At 59.8% G+C, this 25,961-nt stretch carries 24 protein-coding genes; 9 read left to right on the plus strand and 15 right to left on the minus strand.

Annotation, left to right across the window (positions count from 1 at the left end):
• The first annotated feature begins 28 nt into the window (after positions 1-28).
• The 4 genes from EJA70_RS29410 to EJA70_RS29425 all read left to right on the plus strand — a co-directional run bounded on the left by EJA70_RS29410 (position 29) and on the right by EJA70_RS29425 (position 1,821).
• Positions 29-634 (plus strand): SCO family protein, encoded by a 606-nt coding sequence (locus EJA70_RS29410; RefSeq protein ID WP_008079652.1) that lies wholly within the window; start codon positions 29-31, stop codon positions 632-634.
• Entirely contained in the window at positions 634-1,113 is a 480-nt protein-coding gene (locus tag EJA70_RS29415) for a copper chaperone PCu(A)C (RefSeq protein ID WP_158836042.1), read from the plus strand. The genes EJA70_RS29410 and EJA70_RS29415 overlap by 1 nt, the downstream gene beginning before the upstream one ends.
• A 139-nt stretch (positions 1,114-1,252) precedes the next feature.
• The gene (locus EJA70_RS29420; RefSeq protein WP_158836044.1) at positions 1,253-1,627 is read left to right on the plus strand and encodes a hypothetical protein; all 375 of its coding nucleotides are present in this window, start codon (positions 1,253-1,255) and stop codon (positions 1,625-1,627) included.
• Entirely contained in the window at positions 1,624-1,821 is a 198-nt protein-coding gene (locus EJA70_RS29425) for a helix-turn-helix transcriptional regulator (RefSeq protein WP_158836046.1), read from the plus strand. The genes EJA70_RS29420 and EJA70_RS29425 overlap by 4 nt, the downstream gene beginning before the upstream one ends.
• A gap of 202 nt (positions 1,822-2,023) precedes the next feature.
• Here the strand turns inward: EJA70_RS29425 and EJA70_RS29430 are convergent, their stop codons facing one another.
• Entirely contained in the window at positions 2,024-3,040 is a 1,017-nt protein-coding gene (locus tag EJA70_RS29430) for an ABC transporter substrate-binding protein (protein WP_158836048.1), read from the minus strand.
• 506 nt (positions 3,041-3,546) lie between these two features.
• Between EJA70_RS29430 and EJA70_RS29435 the strand changes: the two genes are divergently transcribed.
• Entirely contained in the window at positions 3,547-5,757 is a 2,211-nt protein-coding gene (locus EJA70_RS29435) for an LTA synthase family protein (protein WP_158836050.1), read from the plus strand.
• Positions 5,758-5,806: 49 nt separating this feature from the next.
• Here EJA70_RS29435 and EJA70_RS29440 read toward each other — a convergent pair whose 3' ends face one another.
• The gene (locus EJA70_RS29440; RefSeq protein WP_158836052.1) at positions 5,807-6,178 is read right to left on the minus strand and encodes a hypothetical protein; all 372 of its coding nucleotides are present in this window, start codon (positions 6,176-6,178) and stop codon (positions 5,807-5,809) included.
• Between the two features lie 282 nt (positions 6,179-6,460).
• Between EJA70_RS29440 and katG the strand changes: the two genes are divergently transcribed.
• Complete coding sequence (katG, locus tag EJA70_RS29445) at positions 6,461-8,734, plus strand: catalase/peroxidase HPI (protein WP_158836054.1); 2,274 nt, start codon at positions 6,461-6,463, stop codon at positions 8,732-8,734.
• Between the two features lie 237 nt (positions 8,735-8,971).
• Here katG and pepN read toward each other — a convergent pair whose 3' ends face one another.
• The 8 genes from pepN to EJA70_RS29485 form a co-directional block, all read right to left on the minus strand.
• Positions 8,972-11,629 carry an aminopeptidase N gene (gene pepN, locus EJA70_RS29450; RefSeq protein WP_158836056.1) on the minus strand — a complete coding sequence of 886 codons (2,658 nt, stop codon included), beginning with the start codon at positions 11,627-11,629 and terminating at the stop codon, positions 8,972-8,974.
• A gap of 10 nt (positions 11,630-11,639) precedes the next feature.
• A complete protein-coding gene (locus tag EJA70_RS29455; RefSeq protein ID WP_158836058.1) occupies positions 11,640-12,470 on the minus strand; it encodes a DUF2797 domain-containing protein in 831 nt (276 codons plus the stop codon).
• A complete protein-coding gene (locus EJA70_RS29460) occupies positions 12,467-12,727 on the minus strand; it encodes a YeaC family protein (protein ID WP_008079610.1) in 261 nt (86 codons plus the stop codon). Before EJA70_RS29460 ends, EJA70_RS29455 begins: the two co-directional genes overlap by 4 nt.
• A 107-nt stretch (positions 12,728-12,834) precedes the next feature.
• Positions 12,835-13,758 (minus strand): lipopolysaccharide assembly protein LapB, encoded by a 924-nt coding sequence (locus tag EJA70_RS29465; protein ID WP_158836060.1) that lies wholly within the window; start codon positions 13,756-13,758, stop codon positions 12,835-12,837.
• Entirely contained in the window at positions 13,758-14,243 is a 486-nt protein-coding gene (locus EJA70_RS29470; RefSeq protein ID WP_008079608.1) for a hypothetical protein, read from the minus strand. Before EJA70_RS29470 ends, EJA70_RS29465 begins: the two co-directional genes overlap by 1 nt.
• Positions 14,243-15,592, minus strand: a complete 1,350-nt coding sequence (locus EJA70_RS29475) for an ATP-binding protein (RefSeq protein ID WP_158836062.1) — start codon at positions 15,590-15,592, stop codon at positions 14,243-14,245. Before EJA70_RS29475 ends, EJA70_RS29470 begins: the two co-directional genes overlap by 1 nt.
• A 57-nt stretch (positions 15,593-15,649) precedes the next feature.
• Positions 15,650-16,624, minus strand: a complete 975-nt coding sequence (locus EJA70_RS29480) for a metallophosphoesterase (protein WP_371924631.1) — start codon at positions 16,622-16,624, stop codon at positions 15,650-15,652.
• The gene (locus EJA70_RS29485; RefSeq protein WP_008079605.1) at positions 16,621-17,511 is read right to left on the minus strand and encodes an NAD(+) kinase; all 891 of its coding nucleotides are present in this window, start codon (positions 17,509-17,511) and stop codon (positions 16,621-16,623) included. Before EJA70_RS29485 ends, EJA70_RS29480 begins: the two co-directional genes overlap by 4 nt.
• A 115-nt stretch (positions 17,512-17,626) precedes the next feature.
• Here EJA70_RS29485 and EJA70_RS29490 point away from each other — a divergent pair, with 115 nt between their 5' ends.
• Complete coding sequence (locus tag EJA70_RS29490; protein WP_158836066.1) at positions 17,627-18,577, plus strand: DUF1853 family protein; 951 nt, start codon at positions 17,627-17,629, stop codon at positions 18,575-18,577.
• Between the two features lie 104 nt (positions 18,578-18,681).
• Here EJA70_RS29490 and EJA70_RS29495 read toward each other — a convergent pair whose 3' ends face one another.
• Together EJA70_RS29495 and EJA70_RS29500 are read right to left on the minus strand one after the other, a co-directional pair.
• Positions 18,682-19,965: an arsenic transporter gene (locus EJA70_RS29495; protein ID WP_158836068.1), complete on the minus strand. Its 1,284-nt coding sequence runs from the start codon at positions 19,963-19,965 to the stop codon at positions 18,682-18,684.
• A 191-nt stretch (positions 19,966-20,156) separates the two neighbouring features.
• Positions 20,157-20,714 (minus strand): NADPH-dependent FMN reductase, encoded by a 558-nt coding sequence (locus tag EJA70_RS29500; RefSeq protein ID WP_158836070.1) that lies wholly within the window; start codon positions 20,712-20,714, stop codon positions 20,157-20,159.
• A 184-nt stretch (positions 20,715-20,898) separates the two neighbouring features.
• On the opposite strand from EJA70_RS29500, the gene EJA70_RS29505 reads away from it, so the two are divergent.
• The gene (locus EJA70_RS29505) at positions 20,899-21,129 is read left to right on the plus strand and encodes a hypothetical protein (RefSeq protein ID WP_008079601.1); all 231 of its coding nucleotides are present in this window, start codon (positions 20,899-20,901) and stop codon (positions 21,127-21,129) included.
• Between the two features lie 85 nt (positions 21,130-21,214).
• A complete protein-coding gene (locus EJA70_RS29510; protein WP_158836072.1) occupies positions 21,215-22,108 on the plus strand; it encodes a LysR family transcriptional regulator in 894 nt (297 codons plus the stop codon).
• Here EJA70_RS29510 and EJA70_RS29515 read toward each other — a convergent pair.
• From EJA70_RS29515 to dnaQ, 3 genes are all read right to left on the minus strand, one after another.
• On the minus strand, positions 22,074-22,688 hold the full coding sequence (locus EJA70_RS29515) for a GNAT family N-acetyltransferase (RefSeq protein ID WP_008079598.1): 615 nt from the start codon (positions 22,686-22,688) through the stop codon (positions 22,074-22,076). The two genes, EJA70_RS29510 and EJA70_RS29515, sit on opposite strands and share 35 nt — an antisense overlap.
• A gap of 14 nt (positions 22,689-22,702) precedes the next feature.
• Positions 22,703-24,958 (minus strand): Orn/Lys/Arg decarboxylase N-terminal domain-containing protein, encoded by a 2,256-nt coding sequence (locus EJA70_RS29520; RefSeq protein ID WP_158836074.1) that lies wholly within the window; start codon positions 24,956-24,958, stop codon positions 22,703-22,705.
• A 188-nt stretch (positions 24,959-25,146) separates the two neighbouring features.
• Positions 25,147-25,905, minus strand: coding sequence for a DNA polymerase III subunit epsilon (gene dnaQ, locus EJA70_RS29525; protein ID WP_008088528.1), 759 nt, complete (start codon positions 25,903-25,905; stop codon positions 25,147-25,149).
• Positions 25,906-25,961 lie beyond the last annotated feature (56 nt).

Genomic DNA, 25,961 nt, shown 5'->3' on the forward strand with positions numbered 1-25,961 from the left:
ACTGACGGGCTGCAAAAGGCGGTATTAGATGACGGCTTTGTTGACTCGCCGCAAGGTGCTTGCGGGAATGGGCGTACTCGGGCTCGGCCTGCTCGCCGGCTGCGACACCCGCGGCCAACTGTCGTACAAGTACGGCAAGGATCTGAGTAACAAGATCATGGGGCGCACCTTCAAACTGAAGAACACCGATGGCGAAACCATGACGCTGTCGAGCTTTCGCGGCATGATGCCGATGGTGTTCTTCGGGTTCACCCAGTGCCCGGCAGTCTGCCCGACCACCCTCGCCCGCGCGGCAAAAATCAAGAAGCTGATGGGCGCCGATGGCGACCGCTTGCAGGTGATTTTCATCAGCCTCGATCCCGAGCGCGACACGCCGGAAATCCTCGATGCCTACATGAAAGCCTTCGATCCGACTTTCGTTGCGCTGTACGGCACGCTTGAGGAAACCGCGGCCACCGCCAAGGAATTCGACGTGTTCTACGAGAAAGTCCCGGCCGGCGACACCTACACCATCTCGCACACCGCCACCAGTTACGTTTACGACTCCAACGGCGGTCTGCGCCTGGGTCTGTCCACTTCGCTTTCGGCAGAACAATGCACGGAAGATTTGCTTACTGTTATGGAGGTTTGCTGATGCACCCTGTTCTGAACCACATCAAACGCGCCGCGCTGACCCTGTCGCTGATGGGCCTGGCGTTCCAGGCGTCGGCCCAGACCAAAGTCGACGACGCCTGGGTTCGCGCCACCGTGCCGACCCAGACCGCCAGCGGCGCGTTCATGACCCTCACCGCCGACAGCGACAGCAAACTGCTCAGCGTCGCCACGCCGGTGGCCAAAGACGTGCAGATTCACGAAATGACCATGAAGAATGACGTCATGAGCATGGGCCCGGTGGAGTCCGTCGAACTGCCGGCTGGCAAAGCCGTAAAGCTCGATCCGAACGGCTACCACGTCATGCTGATGGGCCTGAGCGCGCAGTTGAAAGAAGGCGAAAGCGTGCCGCTGACCCTGACCGTCGAGAACGCCAAGGGCGAGAAAGAAACCATCGACGTCAAAGCGCCGGTGCGCGCGCTGACCAACATGGAAGGTCACGATCACAGCAAAATGCACTGATCTGACTGACTGAAACACCTGCGGGGCGGCCTGATTAACGATCATGCCGCCCCGTTTTTTTGCGCTGATGGAAAGCGTGCTTTACATCGGGAAATTCTTCGGCGAGGATGTAAAGGGTCTTTTACATAGGAAGTAAAGCATGAACCGCTATTACCTCGAACTGGGCGCCGCATTGGTTCTCTACGTGCTGGTGTTGAGCCTTTCCCTGATCGCCAGCCAATCCCTGCTGGACGCCAACATTTTTCTGCGATCCATGGTGGCCCTTACCCCGATCATTCCGGCAGGCCTGATGTGCTGGGCCATCGTGCGCAACATGCGCCGCATGGATGAAATGCATCTGCGCATCCAGTTCGAAGCCCTCGGTTTTGCCTTCGCCGCCTCGGCACTGCTGACCTTCAGTTACGGGTTTCTGGAGAACGTCGGTGCGCCGCACATTCCGTGGACGTGCGTGTGGCCGGTGATGGGTCTGATGTGGATTCTTGGTTTGCAGATTGCGCGACGCCGCTACCAATGAAAAACCGTCTGAAGGAACTGCGCGCTGAGCGTAAGTGGTCACAGGTCGATCTGGCGGAACGCCTGAACGTGTCGCGCCAGACCATCAATGCGATCGAAAACGAACGCTACGACCCAAGCTTGCCGCTGGCATTCCAGATTGCCCGGGCATTTGAAATGCCCATAGAAGAAATCTTCGACGACCGAGAGAGTTAACACCGTCCCCTGTGGCGAGGGGATTTATCCCCGCTGGGTCGCGCAGCGGCCCCTCTTTTGATTCAGAAAAAGAGGAGCCTGCTGCGCAGGCCATCGGGGATAAATCCCCTCACCACAGGTTATCTTATTCCGGAAACCTCCATCACCGGGCTGCTTGTTACAGTGATTACTGGGCGGCGCACTGCTCGATGTATTGCGTGTATCAGCTCCCCGCCCCCTCATGCGCCTCTTCAAAGAAGTAATCCTTCCAGCTCCCTGCCTTGTTTTTCAGCACGCCCAGCTCCTGCAATTTCTCCGCGTAGATGAATGTGCGTTGCGGCACCACGGTGAAATCGATTTCCGGATCCTTGACGATTTGTTCGACCAGCGCCAGCGGCAACTTCGACTGTTCGACGCGGATGTAGGCCTGAGCGGCAGCGGGCTTGTCAGCCTTGATGATTTTCTCGGCTTCAGCCAGTGCGGCGTAGAACGCCTTGTAGGTCTTCGGGTTTTCGTCGTGGAATTTTTCCGTGGTGTAAAGCACGTTGAACGTGGCCTGACCGCCAAGGATGTCGTAGGAACTCAGCACCTTGTGCACGTTGGGGTTCTGCAGCGCCTGGTACTGGAACGGCGGGCTGGAGAAGTGCGAGTTGATTTCCGAACCGCCGGCTATCAATGCCGCCGTGGCGTCGGGGTGCGGCAGGCTGACCGAGATGTCGTCGAATTTCTTGTACTGGGCGTCGCCGAATTCCTTGGCGGTTTCAATCTGCAAGGTGCGCGACTGGAAGCCCACGCCGGCCGCCGGCACGGCGATCCGGTCCTTGTCGCTGAAGTCCTTGAGTGTCTTGATGTTCGGGTTGTTGGTGAGCAAATAGTTGGGCATCGAACCGAGCGCGGCGATGGCTTTGACGTTCTGTTTGCCTTTGGTGCGGTCCCACACGGTGAGCATCGGCGGCACGCCTGCCGAGACCACATCGAGCGAGCCGGTCAGCAGCGCTTCGTTCATCGCGGTGGCGCCAGAGATGCTGTTCCAGTCGACCTTGATGTCGAGGCCCTGTTCTTTACCGTGCTTTTCGATCAGTTGCTGATCACGCACCACATCAAGAATCAGGTAACCGATGCCGAATTGCTGGGCGATGCTGATCTTGCCTTCGGCCTGGGCGCCGGTGCTGAACAGCGCGCTGGCTGCCAGGGATGTGGCCAACAGAGTCAGCGCGGAACGTTTGAAAGGTGTGGCCATGACAACCTCGCAGCAGGGGGTAGTGTGCTGAAAGGCCTGACTTTATCGCTATAAAAAATAGAAATTAAATACCTTTATCGCATATCGATAGCACGGGGACGTTCAGCGAGCCGAAAACGTCGCGCTGCCTCGACGAAGGGCATGACGGTCAGGCTGTACAGCGTCAGGTAACGTTCGCAGTCAGCCTCACCGCCCCCCTGTAGGAGCTGACGAGTGCAACGAGGCTGCGATCTTTTGATCCTGACTGTTAAAAAACAAGATCAAAAGATCGCAGCGTGCCGCAGCTACAGGAGATTTGGGTACGGGTTAAACAGCCTGAAACAATAAAACCATCGACAGCAATATCGCCAATTGCCGGGGCGGACGAGAGCCACTCGGGGCTGCAAGCCATCAGGCACCTGCCAAAACCAGATCACCCAGCTGTTTTAAAAGACGATCAGACCGCTCACCCTTGGTATCATCGCGCACACTTTTATGACGTTTTAATGGCTGGAAGGTCTTTTTTTGTGAGCGCTCTTTTTAACCGGTTACGGCGGCCGTCTGCCCGCCTCTTTTCGCTGACTCTCCTGGTACTGATCGTGCCGGTGTGCCTGCGCGCGGCGCTGGGTTGGTCGACGCCGTTGGGCTATTTGTCAGACTTGGCCATCGGCAGCCTGTTGATTGTGTTGCTGCATCGCCGGGCGTGGTGGCTGGCGCTACCGGTCTTGCTGTTCTGGGGCCTGCTGGCGGTGGCGACCGCCGAACTGGTCAGCGCGGTCGGGCGTCTGCCGACGCCTTCCGACATTCATTATCTGATCGATCCGCAATTCGTCGAAAACTCCACCGGCGGCGGCCTCGCCCATCCGGCGCTGGGCCTCACGCTGCTGCTGGCCCTGCTGTTCTGGCTGCTGACGCAAGTCACCGCGCGCGGTACACCGAATCCAGCCCTGCCGCGTGCGCTCTGGAGCGCGCCGCTGGTGTTGTTCGCCGCTCATTGGGGCGTGCAGAACCTCTGGCCGAGCGAGGCTGATCCTTGGCGCGCCTACAACCTGCCGCATCAACTGATGGCCAGCGAAGTCGCGGATCTGCAGATCCGCGCCGAGGAATGGCTGGACGGCGATGTCGAAGAACCTGCGCCGGCCATGACCGGGCTGACCGATGTCGACCTCAACGGCCAGAAACTGCTGGCGGCGCCGGCTCAGGCGCGCAACGTGTTGATCATTGCGCTGGAAGGCATTCCCGGCGCCTACATCCGCGCCAACCGCGTAGCCATCGGCAGCCACTATCAGGAAGACCTGATGCCCAACCTCAGCCGCTGGGCCGAGCGCGGCATGAACACCCCCGATTACGTGCTGCACACGCACCAGACCATTCGCGGTCTGTACGCGATGCTTTGCGGCGATTACGACAAGCTCAATAACGGCACGCCAAAAGGCGTGGAAATGCTCACCCTCAACGAACGCAATCAAGCGTGCCTGCCGGCGCAATTGCGTGAACACGGTTTCAGTACTCACTACCTGCAAGGTGCCGGGCTGCGCTTCATGGCCAAAGACAAGATCATGCCGCACATCGGTTTCGATGTGACCCACGGTCTTGAATGGTTCACCAACAGCAACTATCTGGAATTCCCCTGGGGCAAGGACGACAAGGCCTTCTTCGAGGGTGCGCTGGACTATGTCGGCCAACTGAAAAAACAGAAGAAACCGTGGATGCTGACGCTGCTGACCGTGGGCACGCACCAGCCCTACTCCGCACCGGAAGACTATCTGGAGCGTTATGAAACGCCCAAGCAAGCCGCCGTCGGCTACCTCGACGACGCGCTGGAGCAGTTCCTCAGCGGTCTCGAACGTCAAGGCGTGTTGAAAGACACGCTGGTGGTGATTACTTCGGATGAATCCCATGGCATCGATGGCGTTCGCCTCGCCTCCTCCTGGGGTTTCAACCTGACGCTGGCGCCCGAGCACGAACAACTGCCACGGCTGAACAAAGGCGTGTATGGCCACGTCGACTTGAGCACGTCAATTCTCGACTATTTCGACCTGCCAGTGCCTTCCGCCCTCAGTGGCCGTTCGTTGTTCCGTGACTACGATACCGGGCGCGAGATCATGTCGTTCACCAACGGTAAACTGCGCTATCACAACGGTCAGGGGATCTTCGCCGAATGCGACATGCCGCGCCGTTGCCGCTATTACGAAAGCGCCGGTTTCATCGCTGAAAGCGCTACGTACAAGGGCAACTATAGCGGTCACCCGGCCCGCCAGATCGCCGCCCGCGCCAACGCACTGGACCTGTCGCTGCTGCGCACCCCGCTCAACCACCGCTATCAGTTCGGCAGCACCAACGTCATCCCGCTGCAGGCGCAGATCAACAATGACTGGGCCGACAACCTGATCGGTGCGCAGTATCTGGAAATGCCCAAGGGCTCGCACACCCGCGTGCGCCTGACCGTGCGCTCGGTTGATCCGCAGCAGACCGCGTACATTCAACTCAAGGCCAAGGAGTTTGAACAGGACGTGCAGATTGGTTTGCCATCGGAGATGGTGGCAACCCCCGAGCAACCACTTCAAATGAACTTCAGCTTCGACAACCCGCAAGAGCGCAAGGCGTTTTCCTTTCACTTGTTGGGTTATGGCCTCGGTGCCGTCGAAGTGACGGACTTCAGTGTGGTCACTGAATTGCCAGGTCAGGAAGACCTTTTTGAAGAAGTGCCAGAAGACGAAACAGCCCAATCAAGTTGAGCAATCAATAAAATGCAGGGCATTAAAGCGCCCTGCATGTTGCTGACTGTTACCTGCGAATTTTAAATACGCCCGTTACTTTCCTGCCATCTACCAGGTCAAAATTGATCTCCCCTTCTACACCATTGCGATTATCGAAATAGCTAAAGGTAAAATCCCCTGACTTGACCTTATATTCATCGCCCTTGATATACACACCCCATGAAAACGGCGATGGATAATGCTTCACAGTATGGGGTCCATCCCCATGGAGAAATGGAGGGATACTGAACATCGCTTGATTATCGGACTCATCATAGCCCTCTACTAACGCATCCGGGTTCGAGGTATAAAAGTAGACAGCCTTACTTACCAGAAACGGAGCATTGTTAACTGAGGCAGTAAAAGTACCAATCCCGGGTGCTCGTTCATTACCAGCCATAAAGTTCTTCCTTTTTAAAGTCTGATTGCAACATTGACGAAATGTTTATTGCAACGCCAATCTAAGTAATCCAACCCCAAACCCCAACTGTCATTTATTACAGTCTTTTAGATACATTCGAAATAACAAAACATTTATTAATTACCAATACCGTATTTATGAAAGAACCTGCCTATCGGCTCCCAATAGTCGGCCTATTAGCTGACTTGCCCAGTCGGGTCTAGCCTTACAAGTCCGAAGTCGGCACGAGCCGGCCGTAGCAGACCTGATAAGGACCCGAACATGGCAAACGAATCGAAATGCCCGTTCAACCACGCCGCCGGTGGTGGTACGACGAACCGTGACTGGTGGCCGAATCAACTCAACCTGAAAATCCTGAGTCAGCACTCGCCCAAGTCCGATCCGTTGGGCAAGGACTTCGACTACGCCAAAGCCTTCAAGAGCCTCGATTTCCAGGCACTCAAACAAGACCTCACCGCGCTGATGACCGACTCCCAGGACTGGTGGCCGGCGGACTTCGGCCACTACGGCCCGCTCTTCGTGCGCATGGCCTGGCACAGCGCCGGTACCTATCGAACCGCGGATGGCCGTGGTGGCGCCGGTTCCGGCCAGCAACGTTTTGCCCCGCTCAACAGCTGGCCGGACAACGTCAGCCTCGACAAGGCCCGACGCTTGCTGTGGCCGATCAAACAGAAATATGGCCGCAATATTTCCTGGGCTGATCTGATTGTGCTCACCGGTAACGTCGCGCTGGAATCGATGGGTTTCAAGACGTTCGGCTATTCCGGGGGCCGTGCCGATGTCTGGGAACCGGACGAAGATGTCTACTGGGGCTCGGAACACGAATGGCTGGGCGGCGACAGTCGCTATGGCAAAGACAAGGCGCCCATGCAGGAGCCCGGTGACGGCACGCTGGTCGCCGAGCCGGACTTGCACGGCAAAGAGGAAAGCCGCACCGATCAGGGCGAACGCAATCTGGAGAACCCGCTCGCCGCCGTGCAGATGGGTTTGATCTATGTGAACCCGGAAGGCCCTGAGGGCAATCCCGATCCCGTCGCATCCGCCCACGATATCCGCGAAACCTTCGGCCGCATGGCCATGAACGACGAAGAAACCGTGGCGTTGATCGCCGGCGGTCACGCCTTCGGTAAAACCCATGGCGCCGGTCCTGCCGACAATGTCGGGCCGGAACCGGAAGCGGCTGGATTGGAAGAACAAGGCCTCGGTTGGCGCAACGCTTTCGGCACCGGCAAAGGCGCCGACACCATCACCAGCGGCCTCGAAGTGACCTGGACGACCACGCCGACCAAGTGGAGCAACAACTATCTGGAAAACCTGTTCGGCTTCGAGTGGGAGCTGAGTAAAAGCCCCGCCGGTGCGCATCAGTGGATCCCGAAAAACGGCGCCGGTGCCGGCACGGTTCCACATGCCCACGACCCGAGCAAAAAACTCTCGCCGACCATGCTGACGTCTGACCTGGCGCTGCGTTTCGATCCGGCCTACGAGCAGATCTCCCGGCGCTTTCTCGCCAATCCTGAGCAACTGGCCGACGCCTTCGCCCGCGCCTGGTACAAACTGATCCACCGCGACATGGGCCCGCTGTCGCGCTACCTCGGCCCGGAACTGCCGAGCGAAGAACTGCTTTGGCAGGATCCGATTCCAGACGTCACGCACCCGCTGATCGACAATGGCGACGCCGCAGCTCTGAAAAGCAAAATCCTGGAGTCGGGCCTATCGGTTTCGCAACTGGTCTCGACGGCTTGGGCGGCACTCTCGACGTTCCGTGGTTCGGACAAACGCGGTGGCGCCAACGGGGGTCGTCTGCGTCTGGCACCGCAAAAGTTCTGGCAGGCCAACCAGCCTGAGCAACTGGATAAAGTGCTGAGTACACTTGAGGGGATTCAAAACCAGTTCAATGGCGGCGCAGCCGGCAAGCAAGTCTCGCTGGCGGATTTGATCGTGCTCGCAGGCAACGCGGGCATCGAACAAGCGGCGAAAAACGCCGGTCATTCAGTCAGCGTGCCGTTCCATCCGGGGCGTACCGATGCCACGCAGGAGCAAACCGACGTCGAGTCGTTCGGTTTCCTTGAACCGATTGCCGATGGTTTCCGCAACTACAGCAAAGGCAAATACACGGTGTCGGCGGAGGCACTGTTGATCGACAAGGCGCAACTGCTCACCCTCACCGCGCCGGAAATGACTGTGCTGCTAGGTGGTTTGCGGGTGTTGAACACCAACGTCGGGCAAAGCCGCCATGGCGTGTTCACCTCGCAGACGGAAGCGCTGACCAACGACTTCTTCACTAACCTGCTGGACATGGGGGTGGAGTGGAAACCGACTTCGCGGGATGCGGATGAATTTGAAGGGCGTGACCGCAAAACCGGTAGCGTGAAATGGACGGCGACGCGGGTGGATCTGGTGTTTGGTTCCAATGCGCAATTGCGGGCATTGGCCGAGGTGTATGCCAGTTCGGATGCGAAGGAGCAGTTCGTCAAAGACTTCGTCGCTGCCTGGACGAAAGTCACCAACCTTGATCGTTTCGACCTGAGAACCTGAAACCTGAAACATGTAGGAGCTGCGGCACGCTGCGATCTTTTGATCTTTAACATCAAGATCAAAAGATCGCAGCCTCGTTTCACTCGTCAGCTCCTACAGAACGCGATGAGTTGGTAACGCAAAAACCTGTGGGAGCTGGCTTGCCAGCGATGACGGCAGCAGATTCAACATCAATGTTGACTGATACACCGCTATCGCTGGCAAGCCAGCTCCCACAGGGATTGTTTTTAGATCGGGTTACGCCAAGCTCTTGCTCACCACTTCGTACACATCACTCGACAACTGCCCCGACGCCCGAATCCGCTCCAGCTCAGCTTTCATCAACGCCTGACGGGCGCTGTCGTATTTGCGCCAGCGCGTCAGTGGCGCCAGTTGGCGCGAAGCGATTTGCGGGTTGAAGCCGTTCAGCTCGATCACCAGATCCGCCAGGAAGCGATAACCCGAACCATCGGCCGCATGGAAGTTGATCAGGTTCTGCCCGGCAAACGCACCGACCAGCGCACGCACCTTGTTCGGGTTCTTGATGTTGAACGCCGGGTGCTGCATCAGCGCTTTCACACGCTCCAGACCGCCCGGCAAAGTGCTGCCGGCCTGCACGCTGAACCACTGATCCATGACCAGCGGGTTGTCCTTGAAGTGCTCGGCAAAACTGGCCAGCGCCAATGCTTTCTGCTCTTCGAATGGCGAATTGACCAACACCGCCAACGCGGTCAAACGCTCGGTCATGTTGTCAGCCGCTTCGAATTGCTCCAGCGCCGCCGCCAACACTTCTGGCTTGCCGCTGAGCATCAGATAAGACAGCGCAATGTTCTGCAGCGCGCGACGGGCAAAATGCTCGGCCTCGGCCACGTACGGGGTTTGCTTCGACAGGTCGCGGTTGGCCTGATAACGCAGCCACAGCGCCTCGAACAACCCTTCCGACAATTGCTTGCGCGCGAACTCACGGGCGATATGGATTGCCTCGACATCCGCCACTTCGCTGATTTCCGTGAGGTACGCCTCACCCGGCAGCGAAAGCATCTCGGCAACCATCGCCTGATCCAGCGATTCGTCCGACAGCACGGTGCGCAGTGCCGACACCAGACGCGGATCGAGCTTCAGGCTCTCGCCCTTCTGTTGCTGAGCGATCAGCTCTTGCAGCACCTGTACCGACAATTGCTGGCCAGCATCCCAGCGGTTGAAACCGTCGCTGTCGTGCTGCATCAGGAACATCAATTGATCACGGTTGTACGGGAAGCTCAGTTTCACCGGCGCCGAGAAGCCGCGCAGCAGCGATGGCAGCGGCTGTTCAGCGATGTCGACGAAGGTGAAGGTCTGCTCGGCTTCGGTCACCGAAATCACGCGGGTGGTGCCTTGCGCCGATGCTTCGCCGCTCAGACGCAGGGCAATTTCGTTGCCTTGGCTGTCCAGCAGGCCCAACTCGACCGGAATCACGAACGGCAGTTTTTCAACTTTATCCGGGGTTTCCGGGCAGCTCTGGCGGAAGGTCAGGCTGTAGGTTTTCGCCGCAGCGTCGTAAGACTCGCTCACCGCCAGACGCGGCGTGCCGGCCTGGCTGTACCAGCGCTTGAACTGGGTCAGGTCGACACCGTTGGCATCTTCCATCGCTTTGATGAAATCGTCGCAGGTCACGGCCTGGCCGTCATGGCGATCGAAGTACAGATCGCTGCCCTTACGGAAGCCTTCGGCGCCGAGCAAGGTGTGGATCATGCCGACCACTTCCGAGCCCTTTTCGTACACGGTCAGGGTGTAGAAGTTGGAAATCTCGATGAAGCTGTCCGGGCGCACGGCGTGAGCCATCGGGCCGGCATCTTCGGCGAACTGGTGGGTACGCAGGTAAGCCACATCCTGAATGCGCTTGACCGTGGCCGAGTTCATGTCGGCGGAGAAGCCGGAATCACGGAACACCGTGAAACCTTCCTTCAGCGACAGCTGGAACCAGTCGCGGCAGGTCACGCGGTTGCCCGACCAGTTGTGGAAGTATTCGTGGGCAACGATCGCCTCGACGCGCTGGTGGGCAGCGTCGGTGGCGGTTTCGGCGCGAGCGAGCACGGCGCTGGAGTTGAAGATGTTGAGGCCCTTGTTCTCCATAGCGCCCATGTTGAAGTCGTTGACGGCGACGATCATGAAGATGTCCAGATCGTACTCGCGACCGTAAACCTCTTCGTCCCAGCGCATCGACTTCTTCAGGCTGTTCATCGCGTGCTGACACTTGTCGATGTTTTCCGGCTCGACGTAGATGCGCAGCGCGACGTTGCGCTCAGTCATGGTGGTGAAGGTGTCTTCGACGCACCACAAATCACCGGCCACCAGCGCGAACAGGTACGCCGGTTTCATGAACGGGTCTTCCCACGTCGCCCAGTGCCGGCCGTCTTCGCCCGGGCCCGAGGCAATCGGGTTGCCGTTGGAGAGCAGCACCGGATAGCTGTGCTGTTCGGCGACCACGGTGGTGGTGAACTTGCTCATCACGTCCGGGCGGTCGAGGTAATAGGTGATCTTGCGGAAGCCTTCGGCCTCGCACTGGGTGCAGAACATCGTGCCGGATTTGTACAGGCCTTCCAGCGCAGTGTTGGTTTCCGGGTGGATCTTGACGCTGGTGTCGACCGTGAAGGTTTCGGTGGTCGGCTGCAGGGTCAGGTGGTTTTCGGACAATTGATAGTCAGCGGCGCCAAGCTCCTGATCGGCCAGGGTCACCGAAAGCAGTTCCAGCTGCTGGCCGTCGAGCACCAGCGGCGGCAGGCCCGGGCCACGCGCCGGGTTGCGGCGCATGACCAACTGCGCGTGCACCAGGCTGTGATCCTCGAACAACTCGAAGGTCAGGTGTGTTTCGTCGATCAGGTACTCGGGCGCCTGATAGTCCTTCAGGTAAATCATCTTCGGTTGTTCGGTGCGCATGCTGGAGTCCTTATTGATGCACGGCGAGTTGATAAGCCGTGTACTTGCGAATGTTGATGACGCCGGTGTCGAAGATCAGGTACTGGCCTTTGATCCCCATCAACGTGCCTTCGGCAATCGGGTTCTTGTCCAGGTTGAAGCTGACGATTTTGGCCGGGTATTGCTCGATCGGATAGCGGATTTCCAGCGGTTGCACGTCGGGAATCGTCTGAATTGCCTGTAGGCCGAATCGCTGTTGCAAACCCAGCAAGCCTTCGGCGCAGCTGTCGAACAGTTGATCGCGCACCTGCGCCAGATCCACCGCAACGGCATCGCCCTTGAGCAAAGCACGCCAGTTGGTTTTATCCGCGACCTGGCTGCGAAACAGGTCTTCGACGAAGCCCGACTGCTGCCGCGTCGAAACGCGCATGATCGGCAAAGCCTGACACGCGCCCTGATCGATCCAGCGGGTCGGCAGTTGCGTTGCACGGGTGATGCCAACCTTGATGCCCGACGAATTGGACAGGTAAACCACATGATCGGTCATGCAGAACTGCTCGCCCCACGATGGATCGCGGCAGGTGCCGGCGTCATAGTGGCAACGCTCCGGGCTCATGATGCACAGGTCGCACTGCGCCAGTTTGGTCATGCACGGGTAGCAATAGCCCTGACTGAAACTGGTTTTGGTCTTACGCCCACAATGGGTGCAGTGGATCGCCCCCAGGTATTCCAGACGCACCGTCGTGCCGATCATGGGGTTGACCGGCACCTCGACGTCATCCAGACGAAACGCGTATTGCACGTTCGGCCCGTCGAGGCGCGCCGACATTTTGCTGATTGCACCGCGGCCAATCTCGATCAATGGATAGCGTCCGACTTGAACAGGATGTTCGGCACTTCGATCGACTTCGACGCACACTCTTGCGGGCCCATGTAACCGGTGCGCTGGTCTTCAGGCAGGTTCTGGATTTCCCAGGCGATCATCGCCTGCAACGACAGCTCGCGCTGCTCGGCGGTGAGCTTGCCACCGTCGGACCACTTACCGATTTCCACGGCCAGTTTCAGGCTCTCGTAGATGTCCGGGGTGATGTTTTTGATCATTTCGGCAAAAGACGACATGTTTGAACACTCTCCAATGAATGTCGCTAGTTTAACGGCGCTGAAGCGGCAAGACACTGCCGGGCATCAGGTCAGCGAGCGGAGCGCCGGGCGCAAGGCCCGGCGTCCTAGAACTCCCTTGAAAGTTTTACCTGGGTCAGTTCTTTCTCCAGCGCACGGCGGAAAATCTGCGGTGCGGTGAAGGTATACAGCGCGAAGGCCAGCCACACCCAGTCAATCACCTCGGCAGCCCCGGGGTAGCCTTGGGCGGTGACGGTGATCACGGTAACGCGATAAACCACAAACATCGCCAGCAACAGAATGATCGCGCCAGTCGCACTGCGCTCGGTCATCCAGCTGTTGAACCGCCACCAGAAACCCATGAACACATTGCTGCGCGCCTTGACGGCGGTCAGCAGGCTCAGCGCCGCGACATTGCTGGCGTTTTCCTGCAGGGCCCAGATCGCGTGTTCGCGCGCACCGTTGATATCGCCCTGGCGCAGCAGCAAACGACCAAGCACCACCACGGCCCCGGCATGCCCGGGATCAGCCTGCAGCGCCTGGCGGGCAAAACTTTCCGCCTGCTGCCAATGACCACAGGCCTGATGATATTCAGCCATCGCCACCAGGTTGGCCGGATCGTCAGGTTGCAGCTCAAGCGCTTTTTCCAGCAGTGGCTGACTCTGCGCCAGGCGTCCGGTCAGTTGAAACAGATCAGCGAGGCTGCGGTAGTAGCGCGGCTCCGTCGGCTCCATGTCGAGCAGTTGCAGCAAGTGCTGTTCGGCGGTCTTGAATTGCCGCGAGGCCATGTCGATGTGCGCGGCGGCGTAATGCGCCAACGGCAAGGCCGGGTCCATCGCCAACGCCATCGAGGCTTCGTGCCGCCCGGCATGCAGACGACGCATGTTGAGCAGACACAGCGCCAGCAAGGCGTGGGCTTCGGCACATTCCGGGTCATCGGCCAGCAGTTGTCGCAGACTGTCGATGGCGCCGTCATTGTGGCCGGACTGCAAACGCTGATAGGCCACTTGCAACAGATAGGAGGTATTCATCAGCTCACCACCAGGTACCAAAGGGTCGCCGGCACCAGCGTGACCACGATCCCTTTGAGCAGGAAGGCGCCGGCGAGCGCGACCAGCGGCGCGAAGCGATTGAGCACGCCGCCATAATATTGGTACAGCTCGATGGTCGAGTTCTGCAGGGTGTACAGCACGTAACCGACGCTGAGTTTCCACACCACCAGCACCAGCAAGGCGTACTGGATTTGTGCCTGAGTGCTCAGGTAGCCGTTGTTCAGCAAGCTGATCAAGGCCAGACCGATGAGCACGCTGCCCACGGCACCGACACCGACCCAGATCCACTCACGCTTGCGCGTCGGGCTGCCCACCGCCACCGAGTTGAGCACGAACCACGGTAAACCCAGCCACAGTCCGCCCATCATCAGCGCCAGCAACGGCCAGAACGGCGACACGGCAAACCGCGCCAGGCCGCCCGGACGCGGCTCGTCTTCAATGCGGTAAATATTCTGGGTACCCATCAGCGTCCCTTGCCATGTTTGTCGAGGAAGGCCAGCACTTCATCGTACTGATTGCCTTCATTGGCATAGCGCGCGTAGTTGCGCGCAGTGGTCAGCCATTCCAGCGTCGTCGCGCGGACTTCCTTCAAGGCCTGCTTGAAGTGGCGGTCGCAGATCGGCTGCTCGGCGCCTTCGCTGATCGATGCTTCAATGGCTTGATCGGCAGCGGTTTCCACCAGCTCACTGAGGTCGGCACCGGAGAAGCCCGAAGTGTGTTTGGCGAGGAACGCGAAATCGATATCCGCCGCCACCGGACGGCCCTTGACCATCAGTTGCAGCATGTTTTCGCGGGCGGCACGGTCCGGTGGCGGCACGAACAGCACGCGGTCGAAGCGGCCGGGACGGCGGAACGCCGAATCCACCGACCACGGCACGTTGGTCGCGGCGAGGATCAGTACGCCGTGATTGTCATGGGTGAAACCGTCCATTTCCGAAAGGAACTGGCTGACCAGTTTCGACGACGTCGACTCACGGGTATTCGAGCGTTTGCCGCCCAATGCCTCGACCTCATCGAAGAACATCACCGCCGGAGCCTGCGCACGTGCCTGCTCGAACAAGGCGTGCAGCTTGCGCTCGGATTCGCCGATGTACATGTCCAGCACATCGGAAATCGCCACATTGAAGAACTTCGCCTTGCACTCGCCGGCCGTCGCTCGCGCCAGCAGAGTCTTGCCGCAACCCGGTGGCCCGTAGAGCAGCACACCGCCACCGACGCGCTTGCGAAAGCGCTCGAACAGCCCGGGTTTCTGATACGGCAGGATGATCTTTTTATGGATGGTCTTCTTCAGATCATCCAGACCGCCGATGTCGTTGAAAGTCACGGTCTCGCTGTCGGGCACCAGCAGGCGGCGCACTTCCGTCTGGTCGGTGTCATCGTTGGAGATCACGCGCAACTTCGGGCGACCTTCGCCGGCGGCGAAATCCACCACCGACACGTTCAAGCGACGCCACAACGCCATGTCTTCCAGCGCCGGGTTGGCACTGATGGCCGCGCGGTATTCGACCAGCGCTTCCTTGAGGCGGTCAAGGTCGGCCAGTGCCCGTGCGCGCAGCAGTTGCAGCGAGGCGCCCTCACCGTCCGCCAGGCTCAGGGCTTTATCCGCCTGGCCGGCAGCCAGGTACAACTGGGCGGCGATAGGCTTCAGTGCCTCGGCGTCCGGCAGTTGGTGCAGGTCGGCGGGCACCAGCTTGAGGCCGCGCTCGTGGTCACCGCGCTCAAGGCAGGCCTTGAGCACCAGCGTGAGCAGCGCGACGTTTCCCGGCGAGGCGCGCAAGGCGGCCTCGAGTTGATCCAGCGTCGTGTCATCCATGGTGAATCCTTGTGACAGCCAGTTGCGAATTGAAATAGCAGAACGAGCAGGCCGCGATCATTGCAGCACCTCCGGCCGCTCGACATCGACCCAGACAAATTTATGCGGATCCAGGCGGGTTTCCTGATCCAGACGGTAGGCGACGAGTTTGCCGTAGAGCACCGCGCTGTAATCCAGGCAGGCGAGGTTCGGGCGGATCGGCGCCGGTTTGCCGCTGCGCCAGTAGTGGCCGACGAACAGCAAAGGCTCGTCGACGCCGTAGCGCAGCAGGGAATTCTTTTCGGTGGAAGTCAGCGGCGTCTGCGCCACTGGCTCCGGCAAGGCATCGGGCTGAAAGACGATGTCGCCGTAGGTTTTCGGATCGTCTTCCCAGAACTTGGTGCGGAAGAACGAACGCACCAGACCGTCGCCGCTGGTCATGGTCAGACCATCGGGCAGACGCATGTCGGTGCCGCGCAGCAGGCGATCGAACACCGTGCAGGCAAAGCTATCCGGCACGGCCGAAGCCTGGAGGAAGTGTTCGTCGATGCAGCCATTGGGGAACAGCGCGCGCAACGGCTCGATCAGGCCGGCATCCCAACAGGCGTGGACAACGCGGAATCGTCCGGCGTCGACAAACAGCGGCAGCTCGTAGAACCATCGCTGGAAATCGTGCCAGTCACCGGGGTGGCCTTCGAACTGGGTCAGGGTTTCGTGCAGCAGACGCGCATGGCGTGGCGTGTGCTCGCGGACGAACTGCTTGCCACTGCCCGGCAGCGCCGGGGTGCTCCAGCCGAGGGCGTTGAATTCGTGGTTGCCCATGATGCACAAGGCCTGACCGGCCTCGACCATGTCGTGGACGATGTGCAGTGCCTCGCGAATCCGCGGGCCACGGTCGATGATGTCGCCGACGAACACGGCCATGCGCGATGGATGCCGCCAGACCCCGCCCTGCTTGTGATAACCGAGTCGGTCAAGCAAGTGTTCGAGGGTCAGGGCGCATCCGTGCACGTCACCAATCAGGTCATAACTGCGCGCGGGATCGAGCATCAGTCGCCTCCACCACCCAACTTGCTGCCCCAGCCGAGCTTGGTGCGGCAGACTTCGTAGTAGTTGTGGTCGAGTGGGTGAATCAGCCGCAGCTTCTGCGCTTTTTTGCTGACGGTGATGGTGTCGCCCGGCGCGCAGGTGAAGTGGTTCTGGCCGTCGCAGGACACCTGCGGGTAGATCTGCATATCTTTGGACACGACGATTTTCAGCTCACTGTTGCCATCGACCACAATCGGCCGTCCCGACAAGGTATGGGGGTACATCGGCACAATCACAATAGCGTCGAGCTTGGGATGCATGATCGGCCCGCCGGCAGACAGCGCGTAGGCGGTGGAACCGGTCGGAGTCGCGACGATCAGGCCGTCGGCCTTCTGGCTGCAGACGAACTGGCCGTCGATGTACAGCTCGAACTCGATCATCCGCGTCGATTTGCCCGGGTGCAGCACCACATCGTTGAGCGCATCGCCCTGACCGATGGCCTCACCATGGCGGCGGACTTCGGCTTGCAGCAGGAAGCGGTTTTCCACCAGATAGTGGCCGTCGAGCACTTCAGCGACTTTGACTTCCAGCTCGTCTGGGCGAATGTCGGTCAGAAACCCCAGGCTACCCCGGTTGATCCCGAGCACCGGAATATTGTGCCGCGCCAGCGCCCGCGCGGCGCCAAGCAGGCTGCCGTCACCGCCGACGACGATGACCATGTCGCAGACTTCGCCGAGCATCTTGCGTGACGAGGTTTGCAGGCCGTGGCCGGGCAGGACTTCAGCGATGGTGTCTTCGAGAATCACATGCAGGTGACGATCGAGCAGAAACCGTTTCAGTCGGCGGACGGTATCCAGCACCTGGGAACTGCCCAGGCGACCGATGATGCCGATATTACGAAATTGCTCCATGGGACCTCTGCGGACAATCGAAAACGCGAAAAGCACGATTATGGGCGAAAGCCTGCGATAGACAAAATCCTTTCAGCCTCAGGGGTGCGCGCGTGTTTAAGGCTATGCTCGCAAGATGATCCTATTTCCCGACTTGCTGCATCTGCCCCACCAATTACGCCATCCGGAAGTGCGTGATCTGGCGTGGGTGATCCTCGCCCCGCCGATGCTCGCGGCCACACCATGGCCGCAACGCCATCCGCTGGCCGGCAGCGACTGGGTGGCTGATCCCGAGCGGCTGGAGCACTGGTTGCGTCAGCTCGACCGCGACAGTTATGGCTTGCTGCACTGGTTGTCGCAGGCACGCACGCGGCGGCTGGGCTTGTATTACGAGCGTTTGTGGCAATTTGCCGTTCAGCAGGCGCCGGGGATCGAGTTGATTGCTGCCAACCTGCCGATCCGGCGCGAGGGGCATACCCTCGGCGAACTGGACATGCTGCTGCGCGACCGCGACGGCGTGCATCACCTGGAACTGGCGATCAAGCTCTACCTCGGCCCGCAAAACGGCAACGGGCACGATCCGGCGCAATGGCTGGGGCCGGGTTGTCATGATCGGCTGGATCGCAAACTGGCGCACCTGGCCGAGCATCAACTGCCGATTTCCGCGCGCCCGGAAAGCCGTGAAGTGCTGGCGGCACTGGACATCGAAGTGTTCAGCGCGCAGCTGTGGCTGGGCGGTTATCTGCTGTATCCGTGGCCTGGCCAGGCCGAGTCACCGGTCGGCGCGCATCCACAGCATTTGCGCGGCAGTTGGTTGCATCAGAAGGATTGGTCGGCGTTCGTTGCGCAGCGCCCGGCTGGACGCTGGCAACCCCTGCCCCGCCATGCCTGGCTGGCGCCGGCGCGTTATCCAGCGGACCAGACCTGGACTGCGGAGCATTTGCGAATGTGGCTGGAGGATCTTGAGCCGCTGGCGCCGGCGCAACTGATGGTGCGCCTGATTGAAAATGCGCGCGGGGAATGGGAAGAGGCGGAGCGCTTGTTTCTGGTCTCGGACCTTTGGCCGAACGTTCCCGGCCAGGCCTGAGTTTTTGGGGCGTTTGTACCGGCCTCATCGCGAGCAGGCTCACTCCTACAGGGGAACGCATTCCAATGTAGGAGTGAGCCTGCTCGCGATGGGGCCGACTCGGTCTACAGGGAAAGCCGCACAGCCAAAGCCGCCAACGTCACCAACAACACCGGCACCGTCAACACAATCCCGACCCTGAAGTAATACCCCCAGCCAATGTGAATGCCCTTGCGCTCCAGCACATGCAGCCACAACAACGTCGCCAGACTGCCAATCGGCGTAATCTTCGGCCCCAGGTCGCTGCCGATCACGTTGGCGTAGATCATCGCCTCCTTGATCACCCCGCTCGCCTGACTCGCATCAATCGACAGCAAACCGATCAGCACCGTCGGCAAGTTGTTCATGATCGACGACAGCAACGCGGTCAGCACCCCGGTGCCCATTGCCGCGCCCCACACACCCTGACCTGCGAAAACATCCAGCCAACCGGCCAGATACCCGGTCAGCCCGGCATTGCGCAGGCCATAGACCACCAGGTACATGCCCAGCGAGAAAATCACGATCTGCCACGGCGCCTCTTTCATCACTTTGCGCGTGGAAATCTTGTGACCACGCGCGGCAATGCCCAGCAGCAGCGCGGCGCACACGGCAGAAATCGCGCTGATTGGAATGCCCAACGGCTCCAGCGCGAAACAGCCGATCAACAGAATCGCCAGAACCGCCCAGCCGGCATAGAACGTGGCCTTGTCGTGGATCGCGGTTTCAGGATGTTCGAGTTGCTCGGGGTCGTACGCCTTGGGAATATCGCGACGGAAAAACCACAGCAACATGCCCAGCGTTGCCGCCACGCTGACGAAGTTCACCGGCACCATCACCGCCGCGTAGCGGTTGAAGCCGATGTGAAAGAAATCTGCGGAAACAATGTTGACCAGATTGGACACCACCAGCGGCAGGCTCGCGGTGTCGGCAATGAACCCGGCGCCCATGACGAACGCCAACGTCGCCGCAGGGGAAAAGCGCAGCGCCAGCAGCATCGAAATCACGATTGGCGTAAGGATCAGCGCCGCACCGTCATTGGCGAACAACGCCGACACCAGCGCACCGAGCAGCACCATGAAGGCAAACAGCTTGCGCCCGCTGCCACGCCCCCATCGCGCCACATGCAACGCGGCCCAGTTGAAAAACCCGGCTTCGTCGAGCAGCAGACTGATGATGATCAGCGCGACGAAGGTGCCGGTGGCATTCCAGATGATCTGCCACACCAGCGGGATGTCGCTAAGGTGCACGACGCCGAAGATCAACGCCAGCACGGCGCCAAGCGTTGCGCTCCAGCCGACGCCGAGGCCTTTGGGTTGCCAGATGACAAGGGTAATGGTCAGCAGGAAAATCAGTGACGCAGCCAGCATCCGCAATAACCTTGTTCAATAGAAAATTTTGAGAAACGGCAGGATACCTGTGGTGAGGGGATTTATCCCCGATGGGTTGCGAAGCAGCCCCCTGCGCCATTCAGTCAAACCGTGCTCGCAGGTTTTGCGACTGCTGCGCAGCCGATCGGGGATAAATCCCCTCACCACAAGGAATTCACCAATGTGCTGGATTATTTTTTGTGTTGCTCGACGAATTGTCCGTAAGCATTGATAAAGCTTTGCAGGAAAGGTTTCACCGTCTCGCTCAACTTGCCTGATTCATCAAACGCCGAGCCCGCGCCGCCCAGATAGGCCTCCGGCTGCTGCATGCACGGCACATTGAGGAACACGAACGACTGGCGCAGATGCTGATTTGCCCCGAAACCCCCAATGGCACCGGGCGATACACTGATCACCGCCCCCGGCTTGCCACTCCAGACTGCCTTGCCATAGGGCCGCGAGCCAACGTCGATCGCGTTCTTCAACGGCGCCGGCACCGAACGGTTGTACTCAGGCGTCACAAACAGCACCGCGTCGGATGGACCCACTTTTTGCCGGAAAGTACTGTAGGCTGCCGGCGGTGAATCGCCGTCGATGTCTTCGTTATACAGCGGCAGATCGCCAATCTCGACGATCTCCAGCTTGAGGTTGGCCGGTGCCAGCTCCGCCAGTGCCAGGGCGACCTTGCGATTGATCGACGCTTTGCGCAGGCTACCGACTACTACGGCGACGTTGTAGACATTGCTCATGGAAGACTCTCGACTGTCCGTGGGAAGGAGCCTGTAGTTATAGATGATTAGATGACGATTCCACCAGCCGACCCGGGAAATTCCCGTGTGGCGATTATTTTTTTCCTGTAGGAAAACTTACCGCGCTTGATGACGGTCTACCAAGCCGCAAATCAAGCGTTTTATCTCCAGAGGTTCTAAGCAGATGGCAGCAGTACTCGTCGGTCAGTTCCATGCAAGAGATGCGGAAGGCCGCGTTTATTCCGTGCATGAATTCCAGGAATCCACCCCGTCGGTCGACGGTCTCACTGGCTCGGAGCCGATTTACAAACTGGCCATTGGCGATCGCATCAAAAAGATCGATGACCAGACGTTCGAACTGGTTCAGTCGGGCATCACCCTGATCCGCGAACCTGAGCCAACCGTCGCTTCATAACTGGCCGTTATGAGCAGAAGTCATATGCGCAGACTTGGGTTAGGATTCAGCCACTGACCCCACCTGCTGAACATGGACTTCACGCATGCGTTTACGTCATATCGAAGTGATTCAGGCGCTCTTGCAGACCGGTCACCTGGGCACTGCCGCCGAATGGCTGCAGTTGCCAGTGACCGAGGTTGAAGAGCGTTTGCGCGAAGCCGAGAGTCAGCTGGGGTTCATGCTGTTCGCCAGCGTTCGCGGACGTCTGCAATCGACGCCCGAAGCGCGGGCGTTGCAGGTCGAGATCGCCCACGTGTATGAGGCGCTGGAGCCCGTCCAGCGTCTGGCCAGCAGCCTCAAGCAATACCTCGCCCCGCCCTTGCGCATCATCGGCACCCCGCCGCTCACCCAACAACTGTTACCGCAAAGCCTGGCCGCCCTGCGCCGACGCCTGCCCGATGCACCGTGCAGCCTGCTGAGCGCGCCCACCCGCGACATCGTTCGCAGCCTGCTGCTGCGCGAAAGTGATCTGGGCCTGAGCCTGCACGATCCCGAGCATCCCGATATCGATTGCCAGCCGCTGGCCCAAGGCAAGCTGCAACTGCTCGCGCCCCACGGCTGGCTGCAACCGAAACGGAAATACATTTCCCTGCAGGATCTCGCCGGTCAGGCCATGGTCGGCCTCGAAGGCCAAGACCCGTTGAACCCGGCGCTGGAAAACAAACTCCAGGCGCTGCGCCCGTCGCCGAGCATCCAGACCCGCGTGCAAACCCATCAAATGATGCGCAGCATGGTCGAGGCCGGCGAAGGCCTGGCCATCGTCGACCCGTTCACCGCACTGGGCGCGCGTGCGGCCGGACTCGACGTGTGCCCGCTATCGCCGGCCGTGCCGATCAGCCTCTATGCCCTGACCTTCAAGCACGCCGCGCCGTCATCAGCGATTCAGACGTTGCTGGCGATCATCACGGAACAAGCCGAGGCGATGCTGTCGAGCTGAGCGAATTTTCCAACGGGTTATCAAACAGGCGATACCAGAACAACGCCACCTCGGCGGTGTTCGGGTCGATGCCGCGATAGCGCAACTGGTCGACCCCGCCAATCACATAACCGCAGCGCTCATATAACCGACAGGCTCCGAGATTGTTGTTCTGGGTTTCGAGCATGATCCCCGGCAGCTTCTTCTTGCGGCTCCAGAACTGCGCGACATCGAGCAATGCCTTGGCCACGCCGTGACGGCGGGCCGGCGCATGCACCGCCAGTTCGTCGATGTGGGCAAAGCCGTTCCAATTGGTACTGATCACCAGATGGCCGACCGGCTCGTCATCCAGATAGGCCATGAAAATGGCGCTGTCGGTGGCGTTGTGGAAGCTGCTGAATTCTTCGGGATCAATGCCGTAGCACTTGCGGTACGGCACGATCGACGTGACCCGCCATTGCTCGACCGGCATGCCGATCACCGCCTCACCGTAGGCGCCGACCTCGAAACTGAAGTCGCTGCCCCAGATATACGGCGCAAAACCTTCGTCGGCGACCCGCACCGACAACCCTGGGTATTTCGGATTCATGACCGGTTGCATACTGGGAAAAGTCCTCATTCCTTGACGCAATCGACGGTGTAGTGCCGTCCATTGCCTTCGTCTTCGTGCTGCAATCCATGCACATCCGCGACAAAACCGGGGAAGCTGCTATCGAACGTGCGAGCAAATTTCAGGTAATCGATGATCGAGCGGGTCGCCTCGGTAAAGCGTTCACCGGGCATGATCAAGGGGATGCCCGGCGGGTACGGTACCAGCATCACGGCGGCGATCCGCCCTTCCAGTTCATCGATCGGCACCGCTTCGACTTCGCCACGCACCAAGTGGTCGTAGGCGTGGGCCGGCTTCATGGCGATCTCGGGCAGCACGGTGTACATGCGCTTGAGGTGTTTGGCCGTGGCATTGCTGCGGTAGCAGGCGTGCAACTGATCACAGAGGTCGCGCAGGCCCATGCCGCGATAGCGCGCAGTGTCTTCCTGCGGCACGCACGGCAGGCAAGTGTCGAGACGGACGTTGGCGTCGTAACTGCGCTTGAACTCCAGCAGCTCGGTGAGCAACGTGCTCCACTTGCCTTTGGTGATGCCCATGGAGAACAACACCAGAAATGAATACAGGCCGGTCTTTTCGACCACCAGTCCGCGCTCCCAGAGGAATTTGCTGACCACCGCCGCCGGAATGCCCTTCTCGCTCAGCGCGCCACCGGCATTCAGCCCCGGCATCACCAGCGTGACCTTGATCGGGTCGAGCAACACGTAGTCGTCGCTGACCTCGCCGAAACCGTGCCAGTCGGCCTCCGGTTTCAACAGCCAGTCTTGAGTCTGTACACGATCAATGCCTTCAACACCCGGCGGCTGCCAGATCGAGAACCACCAGTCATCGGCGGCAATGTGCTGCCGCAGATTGGCCAGCGCACGACGGAAGCTCAGCGCTTCGTCAAAGGTTTCCTGCAACAGCGAACGCCCGGCCGGTACTTCCATCATGGCCGAGGCCACGTCCAGCGAGGCGATGATGCTGTACTGCGGCGACGTCGAAATGTGCATCATGAACGCTTCGTTGAAGCGGTCACGATCCAGCTGTCGCGCCCCGCCATCCTGCACGTGAATCATTGAGGCCTGGCTGAACGCCGCGAGCAGTTTGTGCGTGGAATGGGTGGTGAACACCAGCGGACTGTCTTCGCTGCGCGAGGTGGCCATGCCGTAGCGCCCGGCGAAAAACTCATGAAACGCCGCGTAGGCGTACCAGGCCTCATCGAAATGCAGCACTTCGACGCTGTTGCCGAGGCTTTGCTTGATCAGTTCGGCGTTGTAGCAGAGGCCGTCATAAGTCGAGTTGGTGACCACCGCGAGCTTGACCTTCGGCGCACGGCCCTTGGTCAACGGGCTGGCGTCGATCTTGGCCTGGATCGATTCACGACTGAATTCGCTCAGCGGAATCGGGCCGATGATCCCCAGTTCATTGCGCTCCGGGCACAGGTACAACGGGATCGCGCCGGTCATGATGATCGCGTGCAGCACTGACTTGTGGCAGTTGCGATCGACCAGCACCAGATCGTCGCGCGCGACCATCGAGTGCCAGACGATCTTGTTGGCGGTCGAGGTGCCATTGATCACGAAAAAGGTGTGATCGGCGCCGAAATTACGCGCCGCACGCGCCTCAGCTTCGGCGAGTGGCCCGGTGTGATCGAGCAATGAACCGAGTTCCGGCACCGAGACCGACAAGTCCGAACGCAGGGTGTTCTCACCGAAGAACTGATGGAACGCCTGCCCCACCGGACTCTTGTGATAAGCCACGCCGCCGCCATGGCCCGGTGTATGCCAGGAATAATTGGAGTCGGCGGTGTGCTGCACCAGCGCTTTGAAAAACGGCGGCAGCAAGCCATCCAGGTACTTGCGCGCCGCTCGCGCGACCTGCCGGGCGAGGAATGGCACGGTGTCTTCGAACAGGTAGAGAATGCCGCGCAATTGATTGAGTTCGGCCATGGCATCGGCCGGGGCGTTTTCCAGGGTGACCTGCTCGCCCAAGGCAAAGATCGGCAGATCCGGGGCACGCACCCGCGCCAGGCCGATCAGTTCGGCCATGTTCTGCAAGAGATGGAAGTTGGTGCTGGCGTCCTCGGCGGCAATCAGCATGCACGCGAGGCCATGATGGGTCGACGCGACCAACCGCCCTTCGGCGTAGTCGGTGGCCGAGACGATACTGAAACCTTCCTGCTCCAACTCCCGGGCGATGCCACGGATACGGTCACCGGCGACCGTGTCGGTCTTGATGTCGCGGTGGACGATCAGCACCGGAAACTTCAAATCTTTGTACATGGGGCTCAGTGTCCTGAGGCGGCAGGTTTGCGGCTGCCAATGCACTCAGGGTAGAGGGTTGCAGCGATTGTGGCGAGGGTGGCCAGTTGTCAGTATTTCCAGAAACAAAAAGATCGCAGCCTCCGGCAGCTCCTACATTGGAATGTGATCCCCTGTAGGAGCTGCCGCAGGCTGCGATCTTTTGATCTTCAGGCTTGGGCGTCGGCTTCGGCGATCTGCGTCCATAACGCTGGGCCACCGGCAGACTTGGCAATAATCTCCAACCGCACCAGATGCGCCGCCAATTCATCTTCAGTCGCGCGAATGATCCGCGCCGGCTGACGATCCGCCGGCAGGCGGCGAATCTCGGTCGCCGAGTTGTCCGCGCCCTCGCCCGAGCCATTACCGTCCGAGGCGTTGCCGGCCAGCGACAGGCTGGTCTGGCCACCGGTCATGGTCAGGTAAACGTCGGCGAGAATTTCCGAGTCGAGCAAGGCGCCGTGCAGTTCACGGCCGGAGTTGTCGACGCCATAACGTTTGCACAACGCATCGAGGCTGTTGCGCTGCCCCGGGTGACGTTCCCGGGCCATCATCAGGGTGTCGAGGATCGAGCAGTGCTGGGTGATGTCAGCACGATCCTTCTGGCCCATCAGCGCGAATTCGTTGTTGATGAAGCCAACGTCGAACGCCGCGTTATGGATGATCAGCTGCGCGCCTTTGATGAACTCGAAGAACTCGTCGGCGACTTCGTTGAAGCGCGGCTTGCCGACCAGGAACTCGTTGGTGATGCCGTGGACGCCGATGGCGCCTTCATCACTTTCACGATCCGGTTGCAGGTAAACGTGAAAGTGCCGGCCCGTCAGGCGCCGACCGATCAGTTCAACACAGCCGATTTCAATGATCCGGTGACCATCGGTCACCGGCATGCCGGTGGTTTCGGTATCGAGTACAACGGATCTGGTGGCCATCAGTGCTCAGCTCTCAACGGGTCAATCGTGCAAAAACGCGGATGTTAACACGCTCA

The sequence above is a fragment of the Pseudomonas sp. PB103 genome, assembly GCF_009764635.1.
Classification (GTDB): Bacteria; Pseudomonadota; Gammaproteobacteria; order Pseudomonadales; family Pseudomonadaceae; genus Aquipseudomonas.

Excerpts from the sequence above, each read along its gene's own strand:
- EJA70_RS29410 (WP_008079652.1), top strand. The coding sequence starts at position 29 with ATGACGGCTTTGTTGACTCGCCGCAAGGTGCTTGCGGGAATGGGCGTA.
- EJA70_RS29415 (WP_158836042.1), top strand. The coding sequence starts at position 634 with ATGCACCCTGTTCTGAACCACATCAAACGCGCCGCGCTGACCCTGTCG.
- EJA70_RS29420 (WP_158836044.1), top strand. The coding sequence starts at position 1,253 with ATGAACCGCTATTACCTCGAACTGGGCGCCGCATTGGTTCTCTACGTG.
- EJA70_RS29425 (WP_158836046.1), top strand. The coding sequence starts at position 1,624 with ATGAAAAACCGTCTGAAGGAACTGCGCGCTGAGCGTAAGTGGTCACAG.
- EJA70_RS29430 (WP_158836048.1), bottom strand. The coding sequence starts at position 3,040 with ATGGCCACACCTTTCAAACGTTCCGCGCTGACTCTGTTGGCCACATCC.
- EJA70_RS29440 (WP_158836052.1), bottom strand. The coding sequence starts at position 6,178 with ATGGCTGGTAATGAACGAGCACCCGGGATTGGTACTTTTACTGCCTCA.
- katG (WP_158836054.1), top strand. The coding sequence starts at position 6,461 with ATGGCAAACGAATCGAAATGCCCGTTCAACCACGCCGCCGGTGGTGGT.
- pepN (WP_158836056.1), bottom strand. The coding sequence starts at position 11,629 with ATGCGCACCGAACAACCGAAGATGATTTACCTGAAGGACTATCAGGCG.
- EJA70_RS29460 (WP_008079610.1), bottom strand. The coding sequence starts at position 12,727 with ATGTCGTCTTTTGCCGAAATGATCAAAAACATCACCCCGGACATCTAC.
- EJA70_RS29465 (WP_158836060.1), bottom strand. The coding sequence starts at position 13,758 with ATGAATACCTCCTATCTGTTGCAAGTGGCCTATCAGCGTTTGCAGTCC.
- EJA70_RS29470 (WP_008079608.1), bottom strand. The coding sequence starts at position 14,243 with ATGGGTACCCAGAATATTTACCGCATTGAAGACGAGCCGCGTCCGGGC.
- EJA70_RS29475 (WP_158836062.1), bottom strand. The coding sequence starts at position 15,592 with ATGGATGACACGACGCTGGATCAACTCGAGGCCGCCTTGCGCGCCTCG.
- EJA70_RS29485 (WP_008079605.1), bottom strand. The coding sequence starts at position 17,511 with ATGGAGCAATTTCGTAATATCGGCATCATCGGTCGCCTGGGCAGTTCC.
- EJA70_RS29490 (WP_158836066.1), top strand. The coding sequence starts at position 17,627 with ATGATCCTATTTCCCGACTTGCTGCATCTGCCCCACCAATTACGCCAT.
- EJA70_RS29495 (WP_158836068.1), bottom strand. The coding sequence starts at position 19,965 with ATGCTGGCTGCGTCACTGATTTTCCTGCTGACCATTACCCTTGTCATC.
- EJA70_RS29500 (WP_158836070.1), bottom strand. The coding sequence starts at position 20,714 with ATGAGCAATGTCTACAACGTCGCCGTAGTAGTCGGTAGCCTGCGCAAA.
- EJA70_RS29505 (WP_008079601.1), top strand. The coding sequence starts at position 20,899 with ATGGCAGCAGTACTCGTCGGTCAGTTCCATGCAAGAGATGCGGAAGGC.
- EJA70_RS29510 (WP_158836072.1), top strand. The coding sequence starts at position 21,215 with ATGCGTTTACGTCATATCGAAGTGATTCAGGCGCTCTTGCAGACCGGT.
- EJA70_RS29515 (WP_008079598.1), bottom strand. The coding sequence starts at position 22,688 with ATGCAACCGGTCATGAATCCGAAATACCCAGGGTTGTCGGTGCGGGTC.
- EJA70_RS29520 (WP_158836074.1), bottom strand. The coding sequence starts at position 24,958 with ATGTACAAAGATTTGAAGTTTCCGGTGCTGATCGTCCACCGCGACATC.
- dnaQ (WP_008088528.1), bottom strand. The coding sequence starts at position 25,905 with ATGGCCACCAGATCCGTTGTACTCGATACCGAAACCACCGGCATGCCG.